Below are 23197 nucleotides of genomic sequence, written 5' to 3'. Positions count from 1 at the left end.
CTTCATGCACTGATATAACCATGAAGTAGAGGATTTTCTCTATTTTATCAATAAATAATGGTTTCTGTACAAAAAAAAATTGGGTATATAGGTAAAAGAATTAGAAGTTTTTTCCCAAATATTAAAGTAATTATTTACTAGAAAGTATAAATGAAAGCAATTGGTAGAGGATAACGCCGATTTATATCCCCTTCACCTGTTTGCATGTTCTACAAAAAATTCCCTCATCCAAGATGTTAAATACCGTATATTTTCCCCTTTTTATCCGTATACTGTAATACCAAATAAAGTAAAGGAGTTGAGCCGATGAATCTGAATTCTAGTCTATTTAATAATAATAAAAATAGATTGAGTCGCATCCTGCATGAAGATACGGATGCATCCAAACAAATTTCCCAGGAATTAATCAACCTCCTACCAACCGGAAAGCTCCAACCAATCGTCATCGTCTGCATAGGCACGGACCGTTCCACAGGCGATTCACTCGGACCACTTGTCGGCACTCTGCTTAGTGAAAAAGCTGAAAACGGTTCTTCTTCATTCCATGTTCATGGTACTCTGGATGACCCTATACATGCGATGAATTTACATGAAAAATTAAATGAAATCAAAAAGATGCACGTCAATCCCTTTATCGTCGGAATCGATGCTTGCTTAGGGAAAATGAAAAGCGTCGGAATCGTTCAAATCGGCCAGGGACCAGTGAAGCCAGGGGCAGGGGTCAATAAAGACCTTCCTTCCGTCGGGAATGCACATATTACAGGAATCGTGAATGTAAGTGGATTCATGGAGTTCATGGTCTTGCAGAACACACGTCTTAATCTTGTGCTAAAAATGGCCAAAACCATTGCCGAGGGGATTTATGAAGCACAAAATCATTATCCAGTAAAACCTTCCATCACTCCTTTCACATGGTCATTCAAGCAAGAAAAAACCCTATGATGGGTTTTTTCTTATCAAAAAAGAAGGAAAGGGCCAGCCATCCCCTTCCTTCTTTTTTATACATAATACATGAGAGTAACCAGAATCGCGGTGATTATTATGCCCGGAAGCAGATTTGCCACCCTTATTTTGGTCAGACCGATAATATTCAAACCAATTGCCAAAATCATGACTCCCCCAGTTGCCGTCATTTCCAGTATAAAGGAATCCATTAAAGCAGTTGGGATCATCGTATTGATCTGCCTTGAGAAAATCGCTATGAATCCCTCATAAAGAATAACCGGAAATGCTGAAAAAAGTACACCTATGCCAAGCGTACTGGCAAGGACCAATGCTGTAAAGCCATCGATGATCGCTTTTGTTATCAAAACGTCATGATCATTCCGGATACCGCTATCCAGGGCACCGATGATGGCCATCGCCCCAATGCCAAATATGAGCGTGGCCGTTACAAATCCCTGAGATATCGAAATTCCTTCCTTCGCTTTCATCCTGCGTTCAAGCCAATTGCCTAAAGAATTTAGCCTAGCCTCAAGATTCATCCATTCACCGAGGACAGCCCCTCCGACAATACTTAAAATGACAACAAGGAAATTATCGCTTTTTAAGCCCATCTGCAAACCTAAGACCATGACGGCCAAACCGATACCGCTCATGACCGTTTCTTTTATCTTTTCAGGTATATGTTGTAAAAACCTTCCTAAAATCGAACCGATTAAAATACAGGCACCATTCACCAAAGCCCCTAATAATACCATCTCATCCACCTAATTTTCTGCATATGTCGTCACGATCTTTTCATAAAGGGGATCTAAGAGGATAGGTTCTCTTGATCGATCAAGTTCAAAATTCTCTCTAAATCTTCCTTTGAAAAGAATTCTATTTCTATTTTTCCTTTTTTCTTGCTTTGTTTTATCGTTACGCTCGTTCCTAGTCTTTCACGCAGACTTGTCTCCCGTTGCTTTATGAAGATATCTTTTTTTTCTTGTTTCTTAGGTTTAGTTTCACGTGAAACGGTATCATTCAATTGATGTATATATTGCTCTAGCTGTCTGACATTCATTCCTTCTTTAAGGATTTTATCCGCTACCGGCTTAAGCATCTCTTTTTTCTTTAAGCCTAGCAATGCCCTGCCATGCCCCATGGAAATTTCCCCGTCGGAGATATATCTCCTAATCCCTTCAGGCAAAGATAGCAATCTAACATGGTTTGCGATATGGGGACGGCTTTTACCCAGCCGATTGGCCAACTGCTCCTGGGTGAATTCCAATTTTTCCAGAAGCGTTTGATAGGCGACAGCCTCCTCGATCGGATTCAAATCTTCCCTTTGCAGGTTTTCCAAAATCGCCAGTTCCATCATCTGCTGTTCGCTCAATTTCCTCACAACGACCGGAACTGTCTTTAAACCAGCTTCCTCGGCAGCACGATAACGCCTTTCCCCAGCCACGATTTCATATCCCTTAATGCTTTCCCGGGCAATAATCGGCTGTAATATCCCATGTTCCATGATGGATTGCTTTAATTCCTCTATAGCTTCAAGCCGAAAGCTCTTTCGGGGCTGATAAGGATTTGGCCTTAATTCCCTTAATTTGATTTCTCGCACGATTTCATCTTTACTGATTTCCCCACTATTGAAAAGTGCGTTAAGTCCTTTGCCAAGTCCTTTAGCCATTTGATACCACTTCCTTTGCCAGTTCTAAATAGACCTCCGCCCCTCGTGACTTTGGATCATATATAATTATCGGTTCTCCATGGCTCGGTGCTTCACTCAAACGAACATTGCGGGGAATGATGGTTTGATAGACTTTATCCTGAAAGTATTTTTTGACCTCTTCTATGACCTGGAGACCTAGATTCGTTCTTGCATCCAACATCGTCAATAGCACACCCTCGATTTTCAAATCATGGTTCAAATGCTTTTGGACGAGGCGGACCGTGTTCAATAGTTGACTCAAACCTTCCAATGCATAGTATTCACATTGTACCGGAATCAAAACTGCATCGGCGGCCGTTAAGGCATTAAGCGTAAGCAAACCCAATGATGGAGGGCAGTCAATCACAATGTAATCATATTGGCCCTGCACCTCTTCTAATGCCCTTTTTAACCGGACTTCCCTAGAGATGGTTGGAACAAGTTCAATTTCTGCACCTGCCAGTTGAATTGTCGCAGGTATGGCATATAGGTTTTCTACCTTTGTTTCCATGATGACGGTACTGGCCTCGATATCATCAACCAATACATCATAAATACATTGTTCCACATCTGCTTTGTCAATACCTGCACCGCTTGTCGCATTTCCCTGCGGGTCAATATCGACCATTAAGACTTTCTGTCCTATGTAAGCAAGACAAGCACTTAGGCTGACAGAAGTTGTCGTTTTTCCAACACCGCCCTTTTGATTGGCAATGGCGAGAATCTTACCCACGAATTCACCCGCTTTCAACTATCTTCATCACGCTTTTATCTATTGATTTTTACCGTAAATCCATTTATTTCTTTCTATTTTATCATGAATGTTACTGGAAGAAATCGTTTTCTGAAATTCCTCTTAAAATTTGAAATATATCTAAAAGCATTAAAAATCCGGGAAAAGTTGAATGTTTTTTAAAGTGGAAATACCAGTTTTGACCGAAAATAAAAAAAGCTTGGTAATCGGAGACTACCAAGCGCGTAAGGATAGGGAATCAAGTTTTTTTCTTGGGTATTTTAATCGTGAACTGATAATACTCCTCGAATTCTTCTTCCTCTGCATCCAAATTTATTCCATTGTCTGTAACCATATTGAGTGATTGGCGTATGGTATTCACGGCAATCCTCATGTCTTTACTAAACGCTTTTCGCTTAGGTTTCGGCTTCTGCACAGTACCCGTCAAGAGCTTGACGACCTGCTCTTCGGTCTGTTTGACGTTTAACCCTTTTTCGATGATTTCCAAAAGCAGTTTAAGCTGCTTTTCAGGACTCTTCAACGGTATCAACGAGCGGGCATGGCGTTCCGTAATTTGCTTTTGAAGAAGTGCATCCTGAACCTCCTGGGGCAGCTTAAGCAGTCGTAGCTTATTCGCCACGGTAGATTGTCCTATTCCCAGTCTTTGTGCCAAAGCTTCTTGTGTTAAACTATGCAGCTCCAATAGCTTTCCATAAGCCAAAGCTTCTTCAATCGGTGTCAGTTCTTCACGCTGAAGGTTTTCTATCAGCGCAACGGAAGCCGTTTCTGTATCGCTGAAATCTTTGATTATTGCGGGTGCCAATTCCCAGCCAAGCTTTTGCATGGCCCGAAAACGACGCTCACCTGCAATGATTTCATACTTTCCCTGACCATAAGTCCTTACTACAATTGGTTGAATGATCCCATGTGTATGGATCGTTTGGGCCAATTCGGCAATTTTATCGTCATTAAAAACGGTCCTTGGTTGAAATCGATTAGGCACAATATCAGAAATGGAAATTTTTCTTATCTCTTCATTATTATTGCTAGGTGTCTCCATCTCTAGTTGCTCTTCTTCTTTTTCGCCAAACCCAAAGAACCGCGAAAAAGGATGCTTCATCTTCCTACACCACCTTTTAAAACTCCCAAATAACATATTCTCTATTTAAAGGACAAGTCCTGCATACATTTCCCGACATGGTTATACATATGGCCCTACACTGTAAAAAACATGTCGACTGGCGCCATCAAGGCAATAATTTAGGAATGGACGGCCAGTTATGAAAAATATCGGCCGGCTTGCCCAAAATTATTTCCCTGAATCAGCCAGCATAGGGCACAAATTTAGAGTGAAAATAATAAGGTCATACATTTATAGTAAAAGAAAATAAGGGCAAGTACCAGCCATATATATCTGAATCATCTACGCTTACTATGAAAACTTACTCATCCTACGGAGGTTATTCAATAGGCTGCTTATTCGGTGTCCCTGGTTTTCTCGGGTACTTTTTAGGAGTCTTCTTCACTTTTTTTACAGTAATGATGTTTCTTTCACTATTTTCCTCTGGCAATGTGAAAGGATGAATTTCTTCAATTTTTCCGCCTAACGTGAAAATGGCCTTCTTCCCTGTGTCCATTTCATCTTGTGCACTAGCCGCTTTCATGGCAATGAATGTCCCATCCAGTTTAACGAGAGGCAAACATAGTTCACTTAAAACGGACATCCTGGCTACTGCCCTTGCCATGACAATATCATAGGATTCGCGATGCTCCTGTTTTTGGGCGAAGGTTTCCGCCCGGTCATGATAGAAGGAAACTCCCTTTAATTGCAAGGAATCCGCAAGGTGATTCAAAAAAGAAATTCGCTTATTCAAAGAATCCACAATCGAGACGTGGATATCAGGGAAACAAATCTTCAATGGAATACTCGGAAATCCAGCCCCAGCCCCAACATCGCAAATTCGATATGATTTGTTAAAGTCAAAATAGAAGGCTGCACTGATTGAATCATAAAAATGCTTAAGATAGACTTCTTCTTTATCAGTGATGGCTGTTAAGTTCATCTTTTCGTTCCATTCCACCAATAATCGATAATAAGTGTCAAACTGATCAAGCTGTTGAGGAGAAAGCTCGATCCCTTTCTCCAGCAGTGCTTGTTGGAACTGTTCAATATTCATGTCTTTTCAATCCTTTTCGGGTATTTCCATTACTGAGATACTCTGGCAATCTTTCCTTGTTCCAAATAAACAAGCAAAATGGAAACATCAGCGGGATTCACACCGGAAATTCTTGAAGCCTGAGCTACTGATAGCGGGTGGACCTGCTTTAATTTTTGACGTGCTTCCGTTGCAAGTCCAGAAATTGCATCATAATCGATATTCTCTGGAATCTTTTTATTCTCCATTTTTTTCAGGCGATCGACTTGCTGCAAGGATTTTTCGATATATCCTTCATACTTGATCTGGATTTCGACCTGTTCCGTCACATCATCGCTTAGTTCGTCATCACTTGGCGCCAACTTCTGAATATGGGAATAATCCATTTCAGGCCGTTTCAATAAATCGGAGGCCCGGATTCCATCCTTTAACTCACTGCCGCCACTTGCAGTAATGACTTCTTGTACTTCTTTGGTCGGTTTGATGAAGTTTGATTTCAGTCGTTCCTTTTCCATTTCAACCGCTTCTTTTTTCATAAGGAATCGATTGTAGCGTTCTTCCTTGATCATTCCGATATTGAATCCAATTTCCGTTAAGCGCAAATCGGCATTATCATGACGCAATAATAAACGATATTCTGCACGTGAAGTCAACAATCGGTATGGTTCATTCGTGCCTTTCGTTACAAGGTCATCAATGAGAACACCAATATAGGCATCCGAACGGCTTAATATCAGTTCTTCTTTACCCATTGCATTCAATCCTGCATTAATACCGGCCATCAATCCTTGTCCTGCCGCTTCCTCGTAGCCGGATGTCCCGTTAATTTGGCCAGCAGTATAAAGATTTTTGATTTTCTTCGTTTCAAGTGTAGGCCATAGCTGTGTAGGAACGATAGCATCATATTCAATTGCATATCCAGCGCGCATCATTTCCGCCTTTTCAAGTCCTGGAATTGTTTGCAGGATTTTCACTTGCACATCCTCAGGCAAACTTGTAGATAAACCTTGCACATAAACTTCCTTTGTATTGCGGCCTTCAGGTTCCAGGAATATTTGATGCCTTGGTTTATCATTAAAACGTACGACTTTATCTTCAATCGATGGACAATAACGCGGCCCGGTTCCTTTAATCATTCCCGAATACATTGGTGAACGATGTAGATTCTCATCAATGAGCTGGTGTGTCCCCTCATTCGTGTACGTTAACCAGCATGGCAATTGATCCGTTATGAACTTTGTCGTTTCATAAGAAAATGCACGCGGCACTTCATCGCCAGGCTGAATTTCCGTCTTGCTGTAATCTATGGAAGAGCTATTCACGCGTGGCGGCGTTCCTGTTTTAAAACGGACCAAATCAAATCCTAACTGCTCTAAATGTTCAGAAAGCCTGATGGAAGGCTGCTGATTATTAGGGCCGCTTGAATATTTCAGTTCCCCTAAAATGATTTCACCGCGTAAATATGTTCCAGTCGTGATTACGACAGTTTTCGCACGGTACACCGCGCCTGTTTTAGTGATGACACCCGTGCATACGTTGTTTTCAACAATTAATTCCTCTACCATTCCTTGAATCAATGTTAAATTTTCTTGGTCTTCTATCGTCTTTTTCATTTCTTGTTGATAGAGAAATTTATCTGCCTGCGCCCTCAATGCACGAACAGCTGGACCTTTAGCTGTATTGAGCATCCTCATTTGAATATGGGTCTTGTCGATATTTTTCCCCATTTCTCCACCTAAAGCGTCAATTTCCCTAACGACTATCCCTTTTGCCGGCCCACCAACGGAGGGATTGCATGGCATGAAGGCGACCATATCCAAGTTAATGGTGATCATCAACGTTTTAGCTCCAACTCTTGCCGCTGCAAGGCCTGCCTCACTGCCAGCATGACCGGCACCAATAACAATGACATCATAGCTACCTGCTTCGTACTGCATATCCTTTTCCTCCTTTTACGCTTATTTTCCTAAACAAAATTGAGAGAACAATTGGTTGATCAAATTATCCTGAACGCTTTCGCCAATGATTTCTCCGAGTAGCTCCCATGCTTTCGTGAAATCGATTTGAACCAAATCAACCGGTGTCCCCATTTCAATAGCATCGATTGCATCTTCGATAGACTGTAATGCCTGCCCCAGCAAAGCTATATGTCTGGCATTGGAAACATAGGTCAGGTCTCCCGTTTCTAAAGAACCCTCGAAAAATAAAGAAGCGATGGCTTCTTCCAATTCATCGACCCCTCGATCCTCCAGTAATGAAGTCGTAACAACTTTATGGGATGCCGCCTTTTCCTTAACCTTGGCCAAATCGATTTTTTGTGGAAGGTCGGTTTTATTGATGATAACGATGACATCCATACCCTCAACCGCTTGAAATAGTTTCTCATCCTCAGTAGTGAAATCATCGGAATAATTCAATACAAGCAATATTAAATCAGCCTCTTTTAATACTGCACGGGACCGTTCAACTCCAATTCGTTCGACGATATCTTCCGTTTCGCGAATTCCTGCCGTATCGACAAGTTTAAGCGGTACACCGCGAACATTGACATACTCTTCGATTACGTCACGTGTTGTACCTGGAATATCAGTGACGATCGCTTTATTTTCATGAACTAAGCTGTTAAGCAGAGAAGATTTCCCGACATTAGGGCGCCCTATGATAACGGTCGCAAGCCCATCCCGAAGTATTTTCCCCTGTTGGGCCGTGTGAAGCAGTTTCTCAATTTCCTTCTTCACATAACTGCCCTTTTCCAAAAATAAACGATGCGTCATTTCTTCGACATCATCATATTCCGGATAATCTATATTTACCTCGACTTGAGCGAGGGTTTGTAAAATTTCTTGACGCAGGTTTTGGATTAATTTCGAAAGCCTGCCTTCCATTTGACCTAATGCAACATTCATGGCTTTATCCGTTTTAGCCCGGATTAAATCCATAACGGCCTCAGCTTGAGAGAGGTCGATCCTGCCATTCAAAAAAGCCCGTTTCGTAAATTCACCAGGTTCCGCTAAACGAGCACCTTGTGAGAGAATAAGCTGCAATACCCGATTGACCGAAACGATTCCACCGTGACAATTTATTTCAACTACATCTTCTCTTGTAAATGTCTTTGGACCCATCATGACAGAAACCATGACTTCCTCTATGATTTCACCTGTTTTGGGCTGGATAAGGTGGCCATAATGAATCGTATGTGATTTCACTTCAAGCAATCCTTTTCCACCTGGTCCTTTAAAGATCCTATCGGCTATTTCTATGGCCTCATCACCGCTGATTCTAACGATGGCGATTGCCCCTTCCCCTAAGGGAGTAGAGATAGCGGTGATTGTATCGAATTCCATGCTTTCACCTCTTATATATTGATGGTTCTATTTTTTTTCTGTTAATAAAATCGTCGAATCCCTAAATTACTACAATACCACAGTATATTCATGAAAAAAAGTAGATACTCCTCCCCACCAAGAGTTATCCACATGCAATTAATCCATATTCTGTAACATCCATTCTAACTTATCCACATGTGAATAACAAACATCGCCCGCTTCCTTTTCTTCCATTCCTTTTACGAATCAAGAGAAGGTAAAAAGAAATTTGTCAGTTATTGTAGAATTGCTGCTTTGAAAAAAGATCTTCGACACAACGATTTCATGCCCTAAAAAAAGAACCCCTGCTTAAAAAGCAGAAGGTTCATTTAAGTGGAGTAATGACCAAGTGGCGATATGGCTCAGTCCCACTTGAAGTTGTTTTTATTTTTGGATAATCCAAGAGGGCATTATGGATGACCTTACGTTCATAAGATGGCATCGGCTCAAGTGAAACAGCCTTACCTGTTTTCATGGCTTTATTTGCCATTCTTTCAGCCAATTGGATTAAGGTGTCATTGCGGCGATTTCGATAATCTTCTGCATCTACAGTAATATTCAAATACTGCTTCGAATACCGATTTGCAACAAGCTGCGCTAAATACTGAAGTGAATTTAGTGTTTGACCCCTTTTTCCAATCAATAATGCAATTTTATCACCTGATAAATGGAAAGTTACGTTCTTCCCTTTACGGGTGACATCAATTTGTGCATCGACTCCCATCTCCACGCTGACTTTCTTCAAAAATCCAAGTGTCTCTTCAATGGGATCTGCAGGCAATGTCACATGGACAATGGCCTTCCTTGCACCAAATAAACCAAAAAATCCTTTTTTGCCCTCATCTTCTATTTCAATCTCCACGCGATCTTTAGTGCTGTTCAGTTGAGCTAAAGCTAAATTTACTGCTTCTTCGACAGATTGTCCTGTAGCAGTTACCTTTTTCACTTTTTCTTTGCCCCTCCCGCGTTTTCCGCAGCTGCTTTTCTAAGATCCGGACCTTTGATGAAATATGTTTGAACGATACCAAAAAGGTTACCAACTACCCAGTAAAGAGAAAGAGCAGCGGGGAAATTAATAGCAAAAACAACAATCATGATTGGCATGATGTAAAGCATCATGGTCATTTGTGCCGCCATTTGTGGATTGGAGTTCATTCCAGCCATGGACATCTTTTGCTGAATAAAAGTCGTGATACCTGCAACGACCGGTAAAATATAATAAGGATCCGGGGAACCTAAATCAAACCAAAGAAAACTATGTAAAGCAATTTCTTCCGTACGGCTGATTGCATGGTAAAATCCGATCAAAATCGGCATTTGCACCAATATCGGCAAACATCCCGCCAATGGATTCACATTATATTTTGAAAATAGAGCCATTGTTTCTTGCTGTAGTTTTTGTTGTGTGGCAGCATCTTTTGAGCTGTATTTTGCTTGAAGTTCTTTCATCTCAGGCTGAATGGCCTGCATTGCTTTCGAGCTTTTCACCTGTTTGATCATTAATGGGAGTAATGCTAGGCGAATGATAAGTGTAACACCGATGATTCCCAAACCATAGTTCTCGCCAAATGCTTCAGAAAGCCAAATGATCAGGGCTGATAATGGATAGACAATGTATGAATTCCAAAAACCTTCACTCTCAGCAGTAATAGGTTCTTTAATTTCCGTACACCCTGCTAACAACATCATTATCGAGGCTAGTCCAATAATGAGTAATATTCGTTTTTTCAACCGTAATTTCCTCCTAACTGCAATCAATCTTTTTTGAAACAATTGTGAACTGTTTATTTGAAGATTTCAAGGAAAAGCAATCCACTTTTTTCCACAGCTTACAATCGGAATTTTCTATGTCATCTTTCTCAAGTAACCACATGATCCGGGGAGTGCTTATTCGATATAAGGGGACTTTATTGTTTTTTCTTTTTAAAGTTTAATGATTTAGAACGTTTCAGGACATGGATCAAGCTGCTTTTCACCTGGAAAAAGTCCATCTCCGCCGCTGGCTTTCGAGCAATCACAATATAATCCTTACCCTCTTCTATATCTTCTTTCAATTCCAAAAACGCTTGCCGTATGTATCTTTTGATTTGGTTCCTAACCACGGCGTTCCCGATTTTTTTACTGACTGAAAGGCCGATCCGAAAATAATCCTGACCCGGCTTTTCAAGGACATAGACAACGAATTGCCGATTAGCAGAAGATTCACCTTTTTTAAACACAAGCTGAAATTCGTCCTCTTTCTTAATCCTTAACTTTTTTTTCATTTTTACACCTTCATTACATGAATTGAGTCTCAGTAAATCCCTTATTTTGCGAAAAAAGACCACTGAGACTTTTCAGTGGTCTATGCAGATAATACTTTTCTGCCCTTACGGCGACGTGCAGCGATTACTCTACGTCCGTTTTTCGTGCTCATACGTGCACGGAAACCGTGAACTTTACTATGTTTGCGGTTATTCGGTTGATAAGTTCTTTTCATTATATGACACCTCCCTGAGGAATAACAGTTAAAGACAGTCTTTACAATTATATAGATGGAGGTTTCTACTTGTCAACCTCATCCATAAAAATATTTCATTTTTAATGCTCAATGTCCAGTAGGCCTTTTTTTATTACCTAGCCTATTGTAAATGATTTTGCTCCGAACTGATATAGAAATTTTTGGGGAAAGGAAAATTTCCATCATTTTATCGATGAGCACAAATATGAAATTCGCATTGAATCATTCCTCGATCGACACAACATTCGACAAATAATTAAGTATGAACCTGAATCACTTTCAATCTGTCCCATGCAGGTCTTCCGGCTTGAACAACTTGGTTCAAGTTAATTAATTCGAGCCTGTAATCACGGTCTGTGGATAAAATTCGACATGTTTTTTTCTATCCACAAACCATTTTATAGACTTTTGCACATAACAATGGCCTGTGGAAAAGTTTTTCCCACAAGCTCGGTAAGTTGTGGATAAAGTTTTCTAACCCATTGCAAGACGCCTGATTTTCTGATATTATATTTGTGTTTTCACTCTGAATAACTTTATCAACAGGGAACGTTTATCCACAGACTGTGTATAACTTGTGGATAGTTTATTCGACCTGTGTATATTAATCTGTCCACAGATGGTGGATATTGTCGAAAACCCTTTTTTCTTCTTTATTATATAATTCTTAAAATGCCTGTTGATGAATAAACATTCAAATCTGCACTGGCTTACCAGATGTAGTCTGTACAAAAGTTGTACATCGCAAGATATAGTTTTTTAGGCACTTCACGTAACACAACACAAAATCCCTTATACAGCTCACCGAACCTTTGCTGTCAAAATTAATATCAAGACGGCAATCGATGAGTTTATTTGTGCCTATACATTTAGATACAATTATAAAATTTTTTGCAAAGGAGGGATAAGTTTGGATAACATCGATAGCCTCTGGAACCAGGCGCTCGGAAAAATCGAAAAAAAAATCAGTAAACCAAGCTTTGAAACTTGGCTTAAATCAACCAAGGCTTATTTACTGCAAGGTGATACCTTAACAGTCACCGCCCCCAATGAATTTGCCAGGGATTGGCTTGAAGAACGCTATTCCCATCTTATTTCCGATGTATTGTTTGAACTTACCGGTGAGGAATTGGAAGCAAAATTCATCATTCCCCCTAATCAAGAAGATGATGATTTCACCGTTCCTGTTCAGCCTAAAAAGATAAAAAAACAGGACAAAGAGCATGCTGCATTTCCACAGCATATGCTGAATGCGAAAAATACCTTCGATACATTTGTCATCGGCTCCGGCAATCGTTTTGCCCATGCCGCGTCTCTCGCTGTCGCAGAAGCTCCTGCCAAAGCCTATAATCCCTTATTCATATACGGGGGCGTAGGTCTTGGAAAAACTCATTTAATGCATGCAATCGGGCATTATGTTCTTGAGCATAATCCTAATGCAAAGGTCGTTTATTTATCGTCTGAAAAGTTCACGAATGAATTCATCAACTCGATCCGGGACAATAAAGCTGGGGAATTCCGTGATAGATATCGAAGCGTGGATGTTTTATTAATTGATGATATTCAATTCCTTGTGGGAAAAGAACAAACCCAAGAAGAGTTTTTCCATACATTCAATGCGTTGCATGAAGAAAGCAAACAGATTGTCATCTCGAGTGACCGCCCGCCAAAAGAGATACCTACACTCGAGGATCGCCTCCGTTCAAGGTTTGAGTGGGGCTTGATCACGGATATCACACCTCCTGATCTGGAAACGCGGATTGCCATATTGCGTAAAAAGGCAAAAGCTGAGGGCCTTGATATCCCGAATGAAGTCATGCTCTATATTGCCAACCAAATCGATTCCAATATTCGTGAGCTGGAGGGTGCACTTATTCGTGTCGTCGCCTATTCTTCGTTGATCAATAAAGATATAAATGCCGATTTGGCAGCTGAAGCATTAAAAGACATCATCCCTAGCTCCAAACCTAAAATAATCACCATTTTGGAAATCCAGAAGACGGTCGGTGAACATTATAGTGTCAAACTTGAGGATTTCAAGGCGAAAAAGCGGACTAAATCCGTAGCCTTTCCAAGACAGATTGCCATGTATCTTTCCAGGGAGTTAACGGACTCATCCCTGCCCAAGATTGGTGATGAATTTGGAGGTCGCGATCATACGACCGTTATCCATGCGCATGAAAAAATCTCCAAACTCATGCAAACGGATACCCAGCTTCAACGTCAGGTTAAAGAAATCCAGGACCAGCTGAGGGTATAATAGATTCTGGATAATGTGAATAACTGACGACTACTTACACACAGTCTGTCCACATGTGGATAGACTGTTTTTCCTTAGGTTGAGTGGACTTATCCACATATCAACAGGCCCTACTACTATTACTACTATCTTTTTTTAATAAAAATTATTAATATATATGCCTATTCGGCAATAAAAAAATTGGAGGATGAAACATGAGATTTATAATCCAAAGAGATCGATTAGTTCATAGTGTCCAAGAAGTAATGAAAGCAGTCACATCAAGGACGACGATTCCGATTCTAACGGGGATAAAAATAAGCGTCACTAGTGAGGGTGTCACTCTGACAGGAAGTGATTCAGATATCTCCATCCAATCATTCATCCCTGCTGAGGTTGACGGAGATGAGATTGTTGAAGTTAAAACTAGCGGCGGTATTGTCCTTAATGCTCGTTTTTTCAGTGAAATTGTCAAAAAGCTGCCGATGGATACTGTAGAAATTGAAGTGGAGAATAACTTTCAAACGATTATTCGCTCAGGTAAAGCTGAATTTAATCTAAATGGACTGGATCCTGAAGAATATCCGCATCTTCCGATCATTGAAGAAGAAAATATTTTCAAACTTCCAACGGACCTTTTGAAGACCCTTATCCGCCAAACTGGCTTTGCAGTGTCCACGTCAGAAACACGGCCCATCTTAACAGGTGTAAACTTGAAGGTTCAAGATGACGAATTGACCTGTATTGCAACAGATAGTCATAGGCTTGCAATGAGAACAGCCAAAATAGAAAATAAAATTAACGGGACCTATAGCGTTGTAATCCCAGGTAAAAGTCTGAATGAGCTAAGTAAAATCCTTGATGATACGAACGAACTCATCGAAATCGTCATTACCGAAAACCAAGTACTTTTCAAAGCTGAAAATTTATTATTCTTCTCAAGACTGCTTGAAGGGAATTATCCCGATACATCACGCTTGATTCCATCTGATAGCAAAACGGACGTGACTGTTCACACTAAAGATTTTCTTCAAGCGATAGACAGGGCTTCTTTATTGGCGAGAGAAGGAAGAAATAATGTCGTCAAATTGACAACCCTGGAAGGCCGTATAATCGAAGTCTCTTCCAACACTCCTGAAATTGGTAAAGTAATTGAAGAGGTTCAGGCAGAAGCCATTGAAGGTGAAGACCTGAAAATCTCATTCAGTGCCAAATTTGTAATGGATGCTCTAAAAGCATTGGAAGGTTCCGATATAAAAATTAATTTCACAGGTGCAATGCGTCCTTTTGTCATTCGCCCGCTACATGATGATTCCATGCTGCAATTAATTCTTCCGGTAAGGACTTATTAAGCTAAAATAATATTTCAAAAAAATTAAAGGCTTGTATAGCAGGTCTTTAATTTTTTTATATTTAAATATAGGTTTCCAAAGGGTTTTTAGCGTTTTTTCAATGCTGTACGGAACGCTGAATCGCTAAAAATAAGAACTGAAAAAGCTATACTTTGTCTTAATGTGATTAATTTAGTAAAATGAAATATTAAAGACTACTTAGAAATGAGTGAGGCATGAAATGGACTCCATAAAAATCAATACCGAATATATTACGCTTGGACAATTCCTGAAACTGGCCGATTTGATTCAAAGCGGCGGAATGGCGAAATGGTTCTTAAGTGAATATGAGGTTTACATTAATGGCGAATTAGACGTGAGAAGGGGCAGAAAATTAAGATCAGGTGATAAAATAGAGATTCCTGGATTTGGCACCTACACAATTACAAGCTAAAACATAAGGGAAGAGCGGAATATGTATATTGAAAATATAAGTTTGAAAAATTACCGCAACTATACCGAATTGAATCTGACTTTTGAGAATAAAGTCAATGTAATCCTCGGCGAAAATGCTCAAGGAAAAACGAATGTCATGGAATCCATTTTTGTTTTAGCCATGGCAAAATCCCATCGGACCTCAAATGATAAAGAACTTATTCGCTGGGATGAAGAGTATGCTAAAATAGAAGGAAGAGTTAGAAAGAGAAATACCTCAATACCACTTGAGCTGACCATTTCAAAAAAAGGGAAAAAGGCGAAGTGCAACCATATTGAACAAAGAAAGTTGAGTCAATATGTCGGAAATATGAATGTGGTCATGTTTGCGCCTGAGGATCTTAACCTTGTAAAGGGAAGTCCTCTAGTCAGACGCCGTTTTATAGATATGGAAATTGGCCAGGTTTCTCCCGTATACCTTCATGATATGAGCCAATATCATAAAATACTTCAACAAAGAAATCATTACTTAAAGCTTCTGCAGACCCGGAAAAAAACGGATACGACGATGCTTGACGTGCTCACTGATCAATTTATTCAGTATGCAGCGAAAATTGTCGAAAGAAGATACGAGTTTCTTTTAAAGCTCCAGCAATGGGCAGAGCCGATTCATTCGGGGATCTCCAGAAATCTAGAAGTATTGAAAATCCAATATAAACCGTCGCTTGATGTATCAGAATCTATGGATTTGACGAAAATGATAGAAGTATACACAGAAAAATTTGATAAAATAAAAACAAGGGAGATTGAACGGGGTGTAACATTGGTAGGTCCTCATCGTGACGACCTGGTTTTTTTTGTGAATGACCGCGATGTCCAGACCTATGGTTCACAAGGACAACAGCGTACGACTGCCCTGTCTTTGAAACTTGCCGAAATTGAGCTGATCCATGAAGAAATCGGCGAGTATCCCATTTTATTATTGGATGATGTGTTATCGGAACTTGACGATTTCCGTCAATCCCATTTACTGAATACGATACAAGGGAAAGTGCAGACATTTGTGACGACACCCTCCGTTGATGGAATCGACCATCAAACCCTAAGAGAAGCGTCCACCTTTTATGTGAGTCAAGGAAGTATAAAAAAGGTTAAATGATGAGGTGAATGTATGTATCTCCATATTGGTGAAGACATTCTTGTGAAAACGGATGATGTCATAGCCATTTTAGATAAGAAGCTTCTTCAGGACTCTCCAATCATGAGTGAATTTTTGGAGAAAAAGTCTGATGTAACTTACCATTTAGCAAAAAACTCGGTTAAATCGATTGTAGTGACGGACAAACAGGTATATTATTCACCGCTTGCGTCGTCCACTTTGAAAAAGCGTTCACTGCAGTCATCGCTCTTAATCGATGATATAGATATTCTTTGAATTGTAGCTAAACGTTATAAATTCTCCTGAAAATTGATAAATGCCAAAAGAAAAGTGTAGGTGATTCGAATGACAATGGAACAAAAAGAAGTACAAGCTCAGGCATACGATGAGAATCAGATACAGGTTTTAGAAGGCTTAGAAGCAGTTCGTAAACGTCCGGGGATGTATATCGGCTCTACCTCTGCAAAAGGACTTCACCATCTTGTTTGGGAAATTGTCGATAATAGTATTGATGAAGCGCTAGCTGGTTTCTGTACGGAAATCAAAGTGACGATCGAAGAAGACAATAGCATAACGGTAGTCGATAATGGTCGGGGAATTCCAGTTGGTATCCATGAAAAAATGGGACGGCCAGCAGTTGAAGTGATCATGACGGTCCTTCATGCGGGCGGTAAATTTGGCGGCGGGGGCTACAAGGTTTCCGGTGGTCTGCATGGTGTTGGGGCTTCAGTAGTTAACGCCCTATCCACAGTATTGGAAGTTTATGTTCATCGTGAAGGAAAAATCCATTATCAGCAATTTAACCGCGGTATCCCTAAAGAAGATTTGAAAATCATCGGGGAAACTGATCATACTGGAACGACTACGCACTTCATTCCTGATGGTGAAATTTTCACTGAAACCTTGGAATATGATTTCGATACATTAGCCACACGAATCCGTGAGCTTGCATTCCTGAATAAAGGCTTGAAACTGATCATTGAAGATAAACGTGGGGAAGAAGAGAAAATCAGGAATTTCCACTATGAGGGCGGTATTAAATCTTATGTTGAGCATTTGAACCGTTCTAAAGAGGTATTGCATGAGGAACCCATTTTCATGGAAGGCGAGAAAGATGGAATTTCCGTTGAATTGGCATTGCAATATAATGACAGCTATATCAGTAATGTCTTCTCCTTTGCAAATAATATCCACACCTATGAAGGTGGTACGCATGAGTCAGGATTCAAGACTGCCTTGACCCGTGTCATCAATGATTATGCACGGAAAAATGGTCTCTTAAAAGAAGCGGATTCCAATTTTTCTGGTGAGGATGTGCGGGAAGGTTTAACGGCAATCATTTCGATTAAGCATCCTGATCCACAATTTGAAGGTCAGACGAAAACCAAACTCGGAAACTCTGAAGTAAGAACGGTTACTGATTCCATTCTTTCGGAAAGGCTTGATGCCTTCTTATATGAAAATCCTGCAGTTGCCCGGAAAATTGTAGATAAAGGGCAAATGGCAGCGAGAGCCCGTTTGGCAGCGAAGAAAGCTCGTGAGTTGACCCGGAGGAAAAGTGCTTTGGAAGTATCCAATCTACCGGGTAAATTGGCAGATTGTTCTTCTAAGGACCCGGGTATCAGTGAATTGTACATCGTTGAAGGAAACTCGGCGGGAGGCTCGGCGAAACAAGGACGGGACCGCCATTTCCAAGCCATTTTACCGCTAAGGGGTAAAATCCTGAATGTTGAAAAGGCGCGATTGGACAGAATCCTGCATAATGAAGAAATAGGGACGATCATCACAGCACTCGGAACAGGAATTGGTGATGAATTCAATATTGAAAAAGCTAGATACCATAAAATTGTCATCATGACCGATGCCGATGTGGATGGTGCCCATATCAGGACACTGATGTTGACCTTCTTCTACCGGTATATGCGAAAAATTATCGAGTATGGATATATATATATTGCTCAGCCGCCACTTTTCAAGATCCAGCAAGGGAAAAAAGTGGATTATGCTTATAATGACCGCGAGCTTGATGAAATCATGGCGAGTTTGCCAAGTACTCCTAAGCCTAACCTGCAGCGTTATAAAGGGCTGGGGGAAATGAACCCAGAGCAATTGTGGGAAACGACCATGAACCCTGAAACGAGAACGCTGCTTCAAGTCAGTTTGAAAGATGCTGCCGAGGCAGATGAAACTTTCGAGATGTTGATGGGCGACAAGGTGGAACCGCGACGTAACTTCATTGAAGAAAATGCAATTTATGTAAAAAATCTTGATATCTGATTTTTGACAGGATGCTTTTTACATCCTGTTCTTTAAATAGTGCACGAACAGTTAAATTTTAGATGAGAGTATAAGCTTTTAATAGGAGGTTGGCTCCATGTCAGAAAATGAAAGATCAGGTGTTAAAGAAATAAATATAAGTACCGAGATGCGGACATCGTTTTTGGATTATGCGATGAGCGTTATCGTGTCGCGGGCTTTGCCTGATGTAAGGGACGGTTTGAAACCGGTACACCGAAGAATCCTTTATGCAATGAACGATCTTGGAATGACTTCGGATAAACCATTTAAGAAATCAGCCCGTATTGTCGGGGAAGTAATCGGTAAGTATCACCCGCATGGTGATTCGGCTGTATATGAAACGATGGTACGGATGGCTCAACCTTTTAACTATCGCTATATGCTTGTAGATGGTCATGGGAATTTCGGTTCAGTCGATGGTGACCAAGCTGCCGCAATGAGGTACACAGAAGCGAGAATGTCAAAAATCTCGATGGAGCTACTCCGGGATTTAAATAAAGATACGGTCAATTTCCAGGATAACTACGATGGTTCGGAAAGAGAACCAGCGGTTATGCCCGCCCGTTTCCCGAACTTGTTAGTGAATGGTTCATCAGGAATAGCGGTAGGGATGGCAACCAATATTCCACCACATCAATTAGGTGAAGTAATTGACGGCGTACTGGCTTTAAGCAAGAATCCCGAAATTACAATTCCTGAGTTGATGGAATATATCCCTGGTCCGGACTTTCCGACAGCCGGTTTGATTTTAGGGAGAAGTGGAATCAGAAAGGCCTATGAAACTGGAAAAGGGTCAATCATTCAACGTGCGAAAGTCGAGATTGAAGAGAAACCCAATGGTAAACAAGTAATCCTTGTTAAGGAAATCCCTTATCAAGTGAATAAAGCAAGATTGATTGAAAAAATTGCCGAACTTGCTCGAGATAAGAAAATCGAAGGCATTACCGACTTACGGGATGAATCGGATCGCAATGGCATGCGGATTGTCATGGAGCTTCGAAAGGATGTTAATGCAAATGTCCTTTTAAACAACCTGTATAAGCATACCGCGATGCAGACCACCTTCGGAATCAATCTGCTCGCTTTGGTGGACGGTCAGCCTAAAGTGCTGAATTTAAAACAATGCCTGCGCTACTACTTGGAGCATCAGCAGGTAGTCATACGGCGCAGGACTGAATTTGATTTACGGAAAGCGGAAGCGCGCGCCCATATTTTAGAAGGTTTGCGCATTGCACTTGATAATTTGGACGCAGTCATTACGTTGATCCGCAGTTCCCAAACGACGGACATTGCCCGTGAAGGCTTAATGACACAATTCTCACTTTCCGAAAAACAGGCGCAAGCTATCCTGGATATGCGTTTACAACGCTTGACAGGTCTGGAACGTGAAAAAATTGAAGATGAATATCAGGCATTAATGGCTATAATTGCAGAATATAAAGCAATTCTTGCTGATGAGGAAAAGGTTCTTGAAATTATCCGTGAAGAGCTTCTTGAAATTAAAGAGCGCTTTGATGATAAACGGAGAACTGAAATCACACTGGCCGGCTTTGAAAGCCTGGAAGATGAAGATTTAATCCCAGAGGAAAATATAATCGTGACACTTACGCATAATGGTTATATTAAACGCTTGCCTGCAACCACATACCGCAGTCAAAAACGCGGAGGGCGCGGAATACAGGGTATGGGAACGAATACAGATGACTTTGTCGGTCACTTGTTAACCACATCGACTCATGACACTCTATTATTCTTCACCAACAAAGGTAAAGTCTATCGTTCCAAAGGATATGAAATACCTGAATTTGGTAGGACAGCAAAAGGATTGCCGCTTATCAACTTGTTGGAAGTCGATAAGGGCGAGTGGGTCAACGCAATCATACCTGTGAAGGAATTTGCTGACGATTGGTATTTATTCTTTACGACCAGACATGGGGTATCTAAGCGTACACCTTTGTCTTCTTTTGCAAATATCCGTAATAATGGTTTAATTGCCCTAGGGTTACGTGAAGATGATGAATTGATTTCTGTCCGTCTTACGAATGGAGAGAAACAGATCATAATTGGAACGAAGTCCGGGATGATGATTCGTTTCCCTGAGACGGATGTACGGACAATGGGGCGTACTGCAGCGGGAGTGAAAGGGATTTCCTTAGGGACGAATGATGAAGTTGTCGGAATGGAAATTCTTGAAGATGATGAAGAAGTCCTGATCGTTACGAAAAACGGTTATGGAAAACGGACCTCAGCGGAAGAATACCGTATTCAAAGCCGTGGAGGAAAAGGAATAAAAACATGTAATGTCACTGAGAAGAATGGTGAACTTATAGCCGTGAAAACAGTTACGGGTGTAGATGAAGATTTGATGCTTATTACAGCAGCTGGTGTATTGATCCGAATGGAAGTCGAAGGCATTTCTAAAACGGGCCGTAATACTCAGGGTGTTAAGCTCATCCGACTCGAATCCGCTGATAATGAATATGTTTCGACGGTAGCCATCGTAGGAAGAGAAGAAGAAGAAGAAAAAGACATGGAAATAGAAACGGTCACGACTCCAGATTCTGATTCTGAACCTGCTGTAAGTGAAGAAAATGAAAAAACTGAAAAAGATACGGAAGAATAATCTTTTCACAAAAAAGATCCAGGCAATTAAGCTGGGTCTTTTTTTTGTGCTAGATGAACTTCAACCTGATTTTATGAGTGTTCGGATTTGAGTAAAAAGACGGAAATTCAAAATGAAAATGCTAATAAATTGAATTTATTTAGGTATTTAATCATAAAAAAGATAGTTTCTACCATGTTTTTCAAGTAGAATGATACTCACCAATATTACCGAGGTGAAACGTTTTGCTAGTGAAAACTCGCTATTTAATCGAAGGCTGCATCCTGTCAAAAGAGATTAGAGGTCTTTCGAATAGACCCATAATGTATGAAAAAACAATATTGACCCGGCAATTAATCGAAGCTTTGCAAGCCTTTCTAATAACAGAGGTAAGCGTTGAAAAGACTTTGATTGATGGAAAGAGATTTCTGCCGAAAGAAGTAATGGATCCAGAATGGGATGAAACGGAAGAGTCATCGGGTTTTACGGATTTTTATCTTAAGTCAGTACAAACATATAAACGATTATTTAAAAATTGGCAAGCGGGCAGTAAAGTCGAGGTGGCCATGATTCGTTTAATCATGATTCCCCTTATGGACAAGGCTTTAGAGGAACCAGGAAACATTTTGAAGCTGCACCACTATTGCAATAAAGAAGACTATGTATATCATCATGCTATTTCCATTGGATTAATAGGAGGATATATCGCATATAAAATGAAATGCAATAGGGCTGATGTCTACCAAGCTGCAATTGGCGGGTGTCTGGCAGATTGCGGGATGGCAAAGCTGCCACCAAGGTTATTAAATAAAACGGCAAGCCTGACAGCATCTGATTATGAGGAGATACATTCTCATCCTATTTTCAGCTACAAGATGATAAAAGATAGTTCCATCATTAAGGATAGTGTGAAGATAGCCGTTCTTGAGCATCATGGAAGATTAGATGGAACGGGTTATCCCAAGAGGTTGAAAACAAAACCCATGAACTTATTCTCAAAAATCATTGCGGTTGCAGATGTATTTCACGCCATGACTTCCGAGAGGACTTATAGAAAGAAGCAGTCACCGTTTAAGGTATTAGAAATGATCTTACATGATGACTTTGGTAAATTTGATATTGGGGTAGTTAAAACCTTGTTATCAGGCTTCGCTAATTTTTTCATAGGAAGCAGGGTCAAACTGAACAATGGATTCATTGCTGAAATCATCTTTATTGATGCAGGCTCGGAAACAAGACCGGTCATAAAGGTGATGGATAGTGAGCAAATTATCAATTTAGGGATTAATCGGGAATTGCATATAGAAGAAATATTATAATGTTTAAAGAAAAAGTTTACTCTTATAAAAGTAAGCTTTTTCAGCTTAATCAGGAGTGCAGCCATAGTATTTGAAATCTATGAATTCATGTATATTATTTATTTTAAAATAACTATTGCTTTTATTCCTGATACTAGATATAATAACTAAGTCGACAGCGAGAGAATAAAGTTGTTGACAAAATATAATATAGTTGATATATTATTAAAGTCGTTTCCAAACGAACGACATAAATCGCTCTTTGAAAACTGAACAAAACAAAGCGCCAACGTTAAATTTTAAGTGAGCACACACTATCAAAAAAGCAAATGAGCAAGTCAAACATTTCTTCGGAGAGTTTGATCCTGGCTCAGGACGAACGCTGGCGGCGTGCCTAATACATGCAAGTCGAGCGAATCGACGGGAGCTTGCTCCCTGAGATTAGC

The 23197-nt window shown here is 40.4% G+C and carries 20 protein-coding genes and 1 rRNA gene; 10 read left to right on the top strand and 11 right to left on the bottom strand.

Going from position 1 to position 23197, the window contains the following annotated elements; genetic code table 11:
• The first annotated feature begins 306 nt into the window (after positions 1-306).
• Entirely contained in the window at positions 307-942 is a 636-nt protein-coding gene (yyaC, locus tag N0M92_RS11235; protein WP_260285775.1) for a spore protease YyaC, read from the top strand.
• A 56-nt stretch (positions 943-998) separates the two neighbouring features.
• Here yyaC and N0M92_RS11230 read toward each other — a convergent pair whose 3' ends face one another.
• The 11 genes from N0M92_RS11230 to rpmH all read right to left on the bottom strand — a co-directional run bounded on the left by N0M92_RS11230 (position 999) and on the right by rpmH (position 11368).
• Positions 999-1700, bottom strand: a complete 702-nt coding sequence (locus N0M92_RS11230; protein WP_260285774.1) for a DUF554 domain-containing protein — start codon at positions 1698-1700, stop codon at positions 999-1001.
• 53 nt (positions 1701-1753) lie between these two features.
• A complete protein-coding gene (locus tag N0M92_RS11225; protein ID WP_192207371.1) occupies positions 1754-2614 on the bottom strand; it encodes a ParB/RepB/Spo0J family partition protein in 861 nt (286 codons plus the stop codon).
• The gene (locus N0M92_RS11220) at positions 2607-3368 is read right to left on the bottom strand and encodes a ParA family protein (protein WP_230300205.1); all 762 of its coding nucleotides are present in this window, start codon (positions 3366-3368) and stop codon (positions 2607-2609) included. The genes N0M92_RS11225 and N0M92_RS11220 overlap by 8 nt, the downstream gene beginning before the upstream one ends.
• 259 nt (positions 3369-3627) lie before the next feature.
• Positions 3628-4488 carry a nucleoid occlusion protein gene (gene noc / locus N0M92_RS11215; RefSeq protein WP_260285772.1) on the bottom strand — a complete coding sequence of 287 codons (861 nt, stop codon included), beginning with the start codon at positions 4486-4488 and terminating at the stop codon, positions 3628-3630.
• Between the two features lie 340 nt (positions 4489-4828).
• Positions 4829-5545, bottom strand: a complete 717-nt coding sequence (gene rsmG / locus N0M92_RS11210) for a 16S rRNA (guanine(527)-N(7))-methyltransferase RsmG (protein WP_141992407.1) — start codon at positions 5543-5545, stop codon at positions 4829-4831.
• Positions 5546-5574: 29 nt separating this feature from the next.
• On the bottom strand, positions 5575-7461 hold the full coding sequence (gene mnmG / locus N0M92_RS11205; protein WP_260285771.1) for a tRNA uridine-5-carboxymethylaminomethyl(34) synthesis enzyme MnmG: 1887 nt from the start codon (positions 7459-7461) through the stop codon (positions 5575-5577).
• Positions 7462-7482: 21 nt separating this feature from the next.
• Positions 7483-8868, bottom strand: a complete 1386-nt coding sequence (gene mnmE / locus N0M92_RS11200) for a tRNA uridine-5-carboxymethylaminomethyl(34) synthesis GTPase MnmE (protein WP_260285770.1) — start codon at positions 8866-8868, stop codon at positions 7483-7485.
• 346 nt (positions 8869-9214) lie between these two features.
• Positions 9215-9835, bottom strand: coding sequence for an RNA-binding cell elongation regulator Jag/EloR (gene jag / locus N0M92_RS11195; protein ID WP_260285769.1), 621 nt, complete (start codon positions 9833-9835; stop codon positions 9215-9217).
• Positions 9832-10620, bottom strand: coding sequence for a YidC family membrane integrase SpoIIIJ (gene spoIIIJ, locus N0M92_RS11190; RefSeq protein WP_076368511.1), 789 nt, complete (start codon positions 10618-10620; stop codon positions 9832-9834). Before spoIIIJ ends, jag begins: the two co-directional genes overlap by 4 nt.
• Positions 10621-10796: 176 nt before the next feature.
• The gene (gene rnpA, locus N0M92_RS11185) at positions 10797-11153 is read right to left on the bottom strand and encodes a ribonuclease P protein component (RefSeq protein WP_076368512.1); all 357 of its coding nucleotides are present in this window, start codon (positions 11151-11153) and stop codon (positions 10797-10799) included.
• A gap of 80 nt (positions 11154-11233) precedes the next feature.
• A complete protein-coding gene (gene rpmH / locus N0M92_RS11180; RefSeq protein ID WP_034316183.1) occupies positions 11234-11368 on the bottom strand; it encodes a 50S ribosomal protein L34 in 135 nt (44 codons plus the stop codon).
• A gap of 931 nt (positions 11369-12299) precedes the next feature.
• Between rpmH and dnaA the strand changes: the two genes are divergently transcribed.
• From dnaA to N0M92_RS11135, 9 genes are all read left to right on the top strand, one after another.
• Complete coding sequence (dnaA, locus tag N0M92_RS11175) at positions 12300-13649, top strand: chromosomal replication initiator protein DnaA (protein WP_260285768.1); 1350 nt, start codon at positions 12300-12302, stop codon at positions 13647-13649.
• 194 nt (positions 13650-13843) lie between these two features.
• Positions 13844-14980 carry a DNA polymerase III subunit beta gene (gene dnaN, locus N0M92_RS11170; RefSeq protein WP_192207379.1) on the top strand — a complete coding sequence of 379 codons (1137 nt, stop codon included), beginning with the start codon at positions 13844-13846 and terminating at the stop codon, positions 14978-14980.
• A gap of 220 nt (positions 14981-15200) precedes the next feature.
• Positions 15201-15413 (top strand): S4 domain-containing protein YaaA, encoded by a 213-nt coding sequence (gene yaaA / locus N0M92_RS11165; RefSeq protein WP_034316192.1) that lies wholly within the window; start codon positions 15201-15203, stop codon positions 15411-15413.
• 21 nt (positions 15414-15434) lie between these two features.
• Complete coding sequence (gene recF, locus N0M92_RS11160) at positions 15435-16553, top strand: DNA replication/repair protein RecF (RefSeq protein WP_260285767.1); 1119 nt, start codon at positions 15435-15437, stop codon at positions 16551-16553.
• Positions 16554-16565: 12 nt separating this feature from the next.
• Positions 16566-16829 carry an extracellular matrix regulator RemB gene (gene remB, locus N0M92_RS11155; RefSeq protein WP_260285766.1) on the top strand — a complete coding sequence of 88 codons (264 nt, stop codon included), beginning with the start codon at positions 16566-16568 and terminating at the stop codon, positions 16827-16829.
• 75 nt (positions 16830-16904) lie between these two features.
• Positions 16905-18830 carry a DNA topoisomerase (ATP-hydrolyzing) subunit B gene (gene gyrB, locus N0M92_RS11150; RefSeq protein WP_260285890.1) on the top strand — a complete coding sequence of 642 codons (1926 nt, stop codon included), beginning with the start codon at positions 16905-16907 and terminating at the stop codon, positions 18828-18830.
• A 97-nt stretch (positions 18831-18927) separates the two neighbouring features.
• Positions 18928-21474, top strand: a complete 2547-nt coding sequence (gene gyrA / locus N0M92_RS11145; RefSeq protein WP_260285765.1) for a DNA gyrase subunit A — start codon at positions 18928-18930, stop codon at positions 21472-21474.
• Positions 21475-21704: 230 nt separating this feature from the next.
• Complete coding sequence (locus N0M92_RS11140) at positions 21705-22772, top strand: HD-GYP domain-containing protein (protein ID WP_260285889.1); 1068 nt, start codon at positions 21705-21707, stop codon at positions 22770-22772.
• A gap of 326 nt (positions 22773-23098) precedes the next feature.
• Positions 23099-23197 (top strand): 16S ribosomal RNA (locus N0M92_RS11135); the annotation flags it as partial.

This window comes from Peribacillus aracenensis, assembly GCF_025175645.1.
Lineage (GTDB): Bacteria > Bacillota > Bacilli > Bacillales > DSM-1321 > Peribacillus > Peribacillus aracenensis.
Note: the sequence above shows the minus strand (reverse complement) of the source record. Positions and strands in the feature narration are given on the sequence as shown.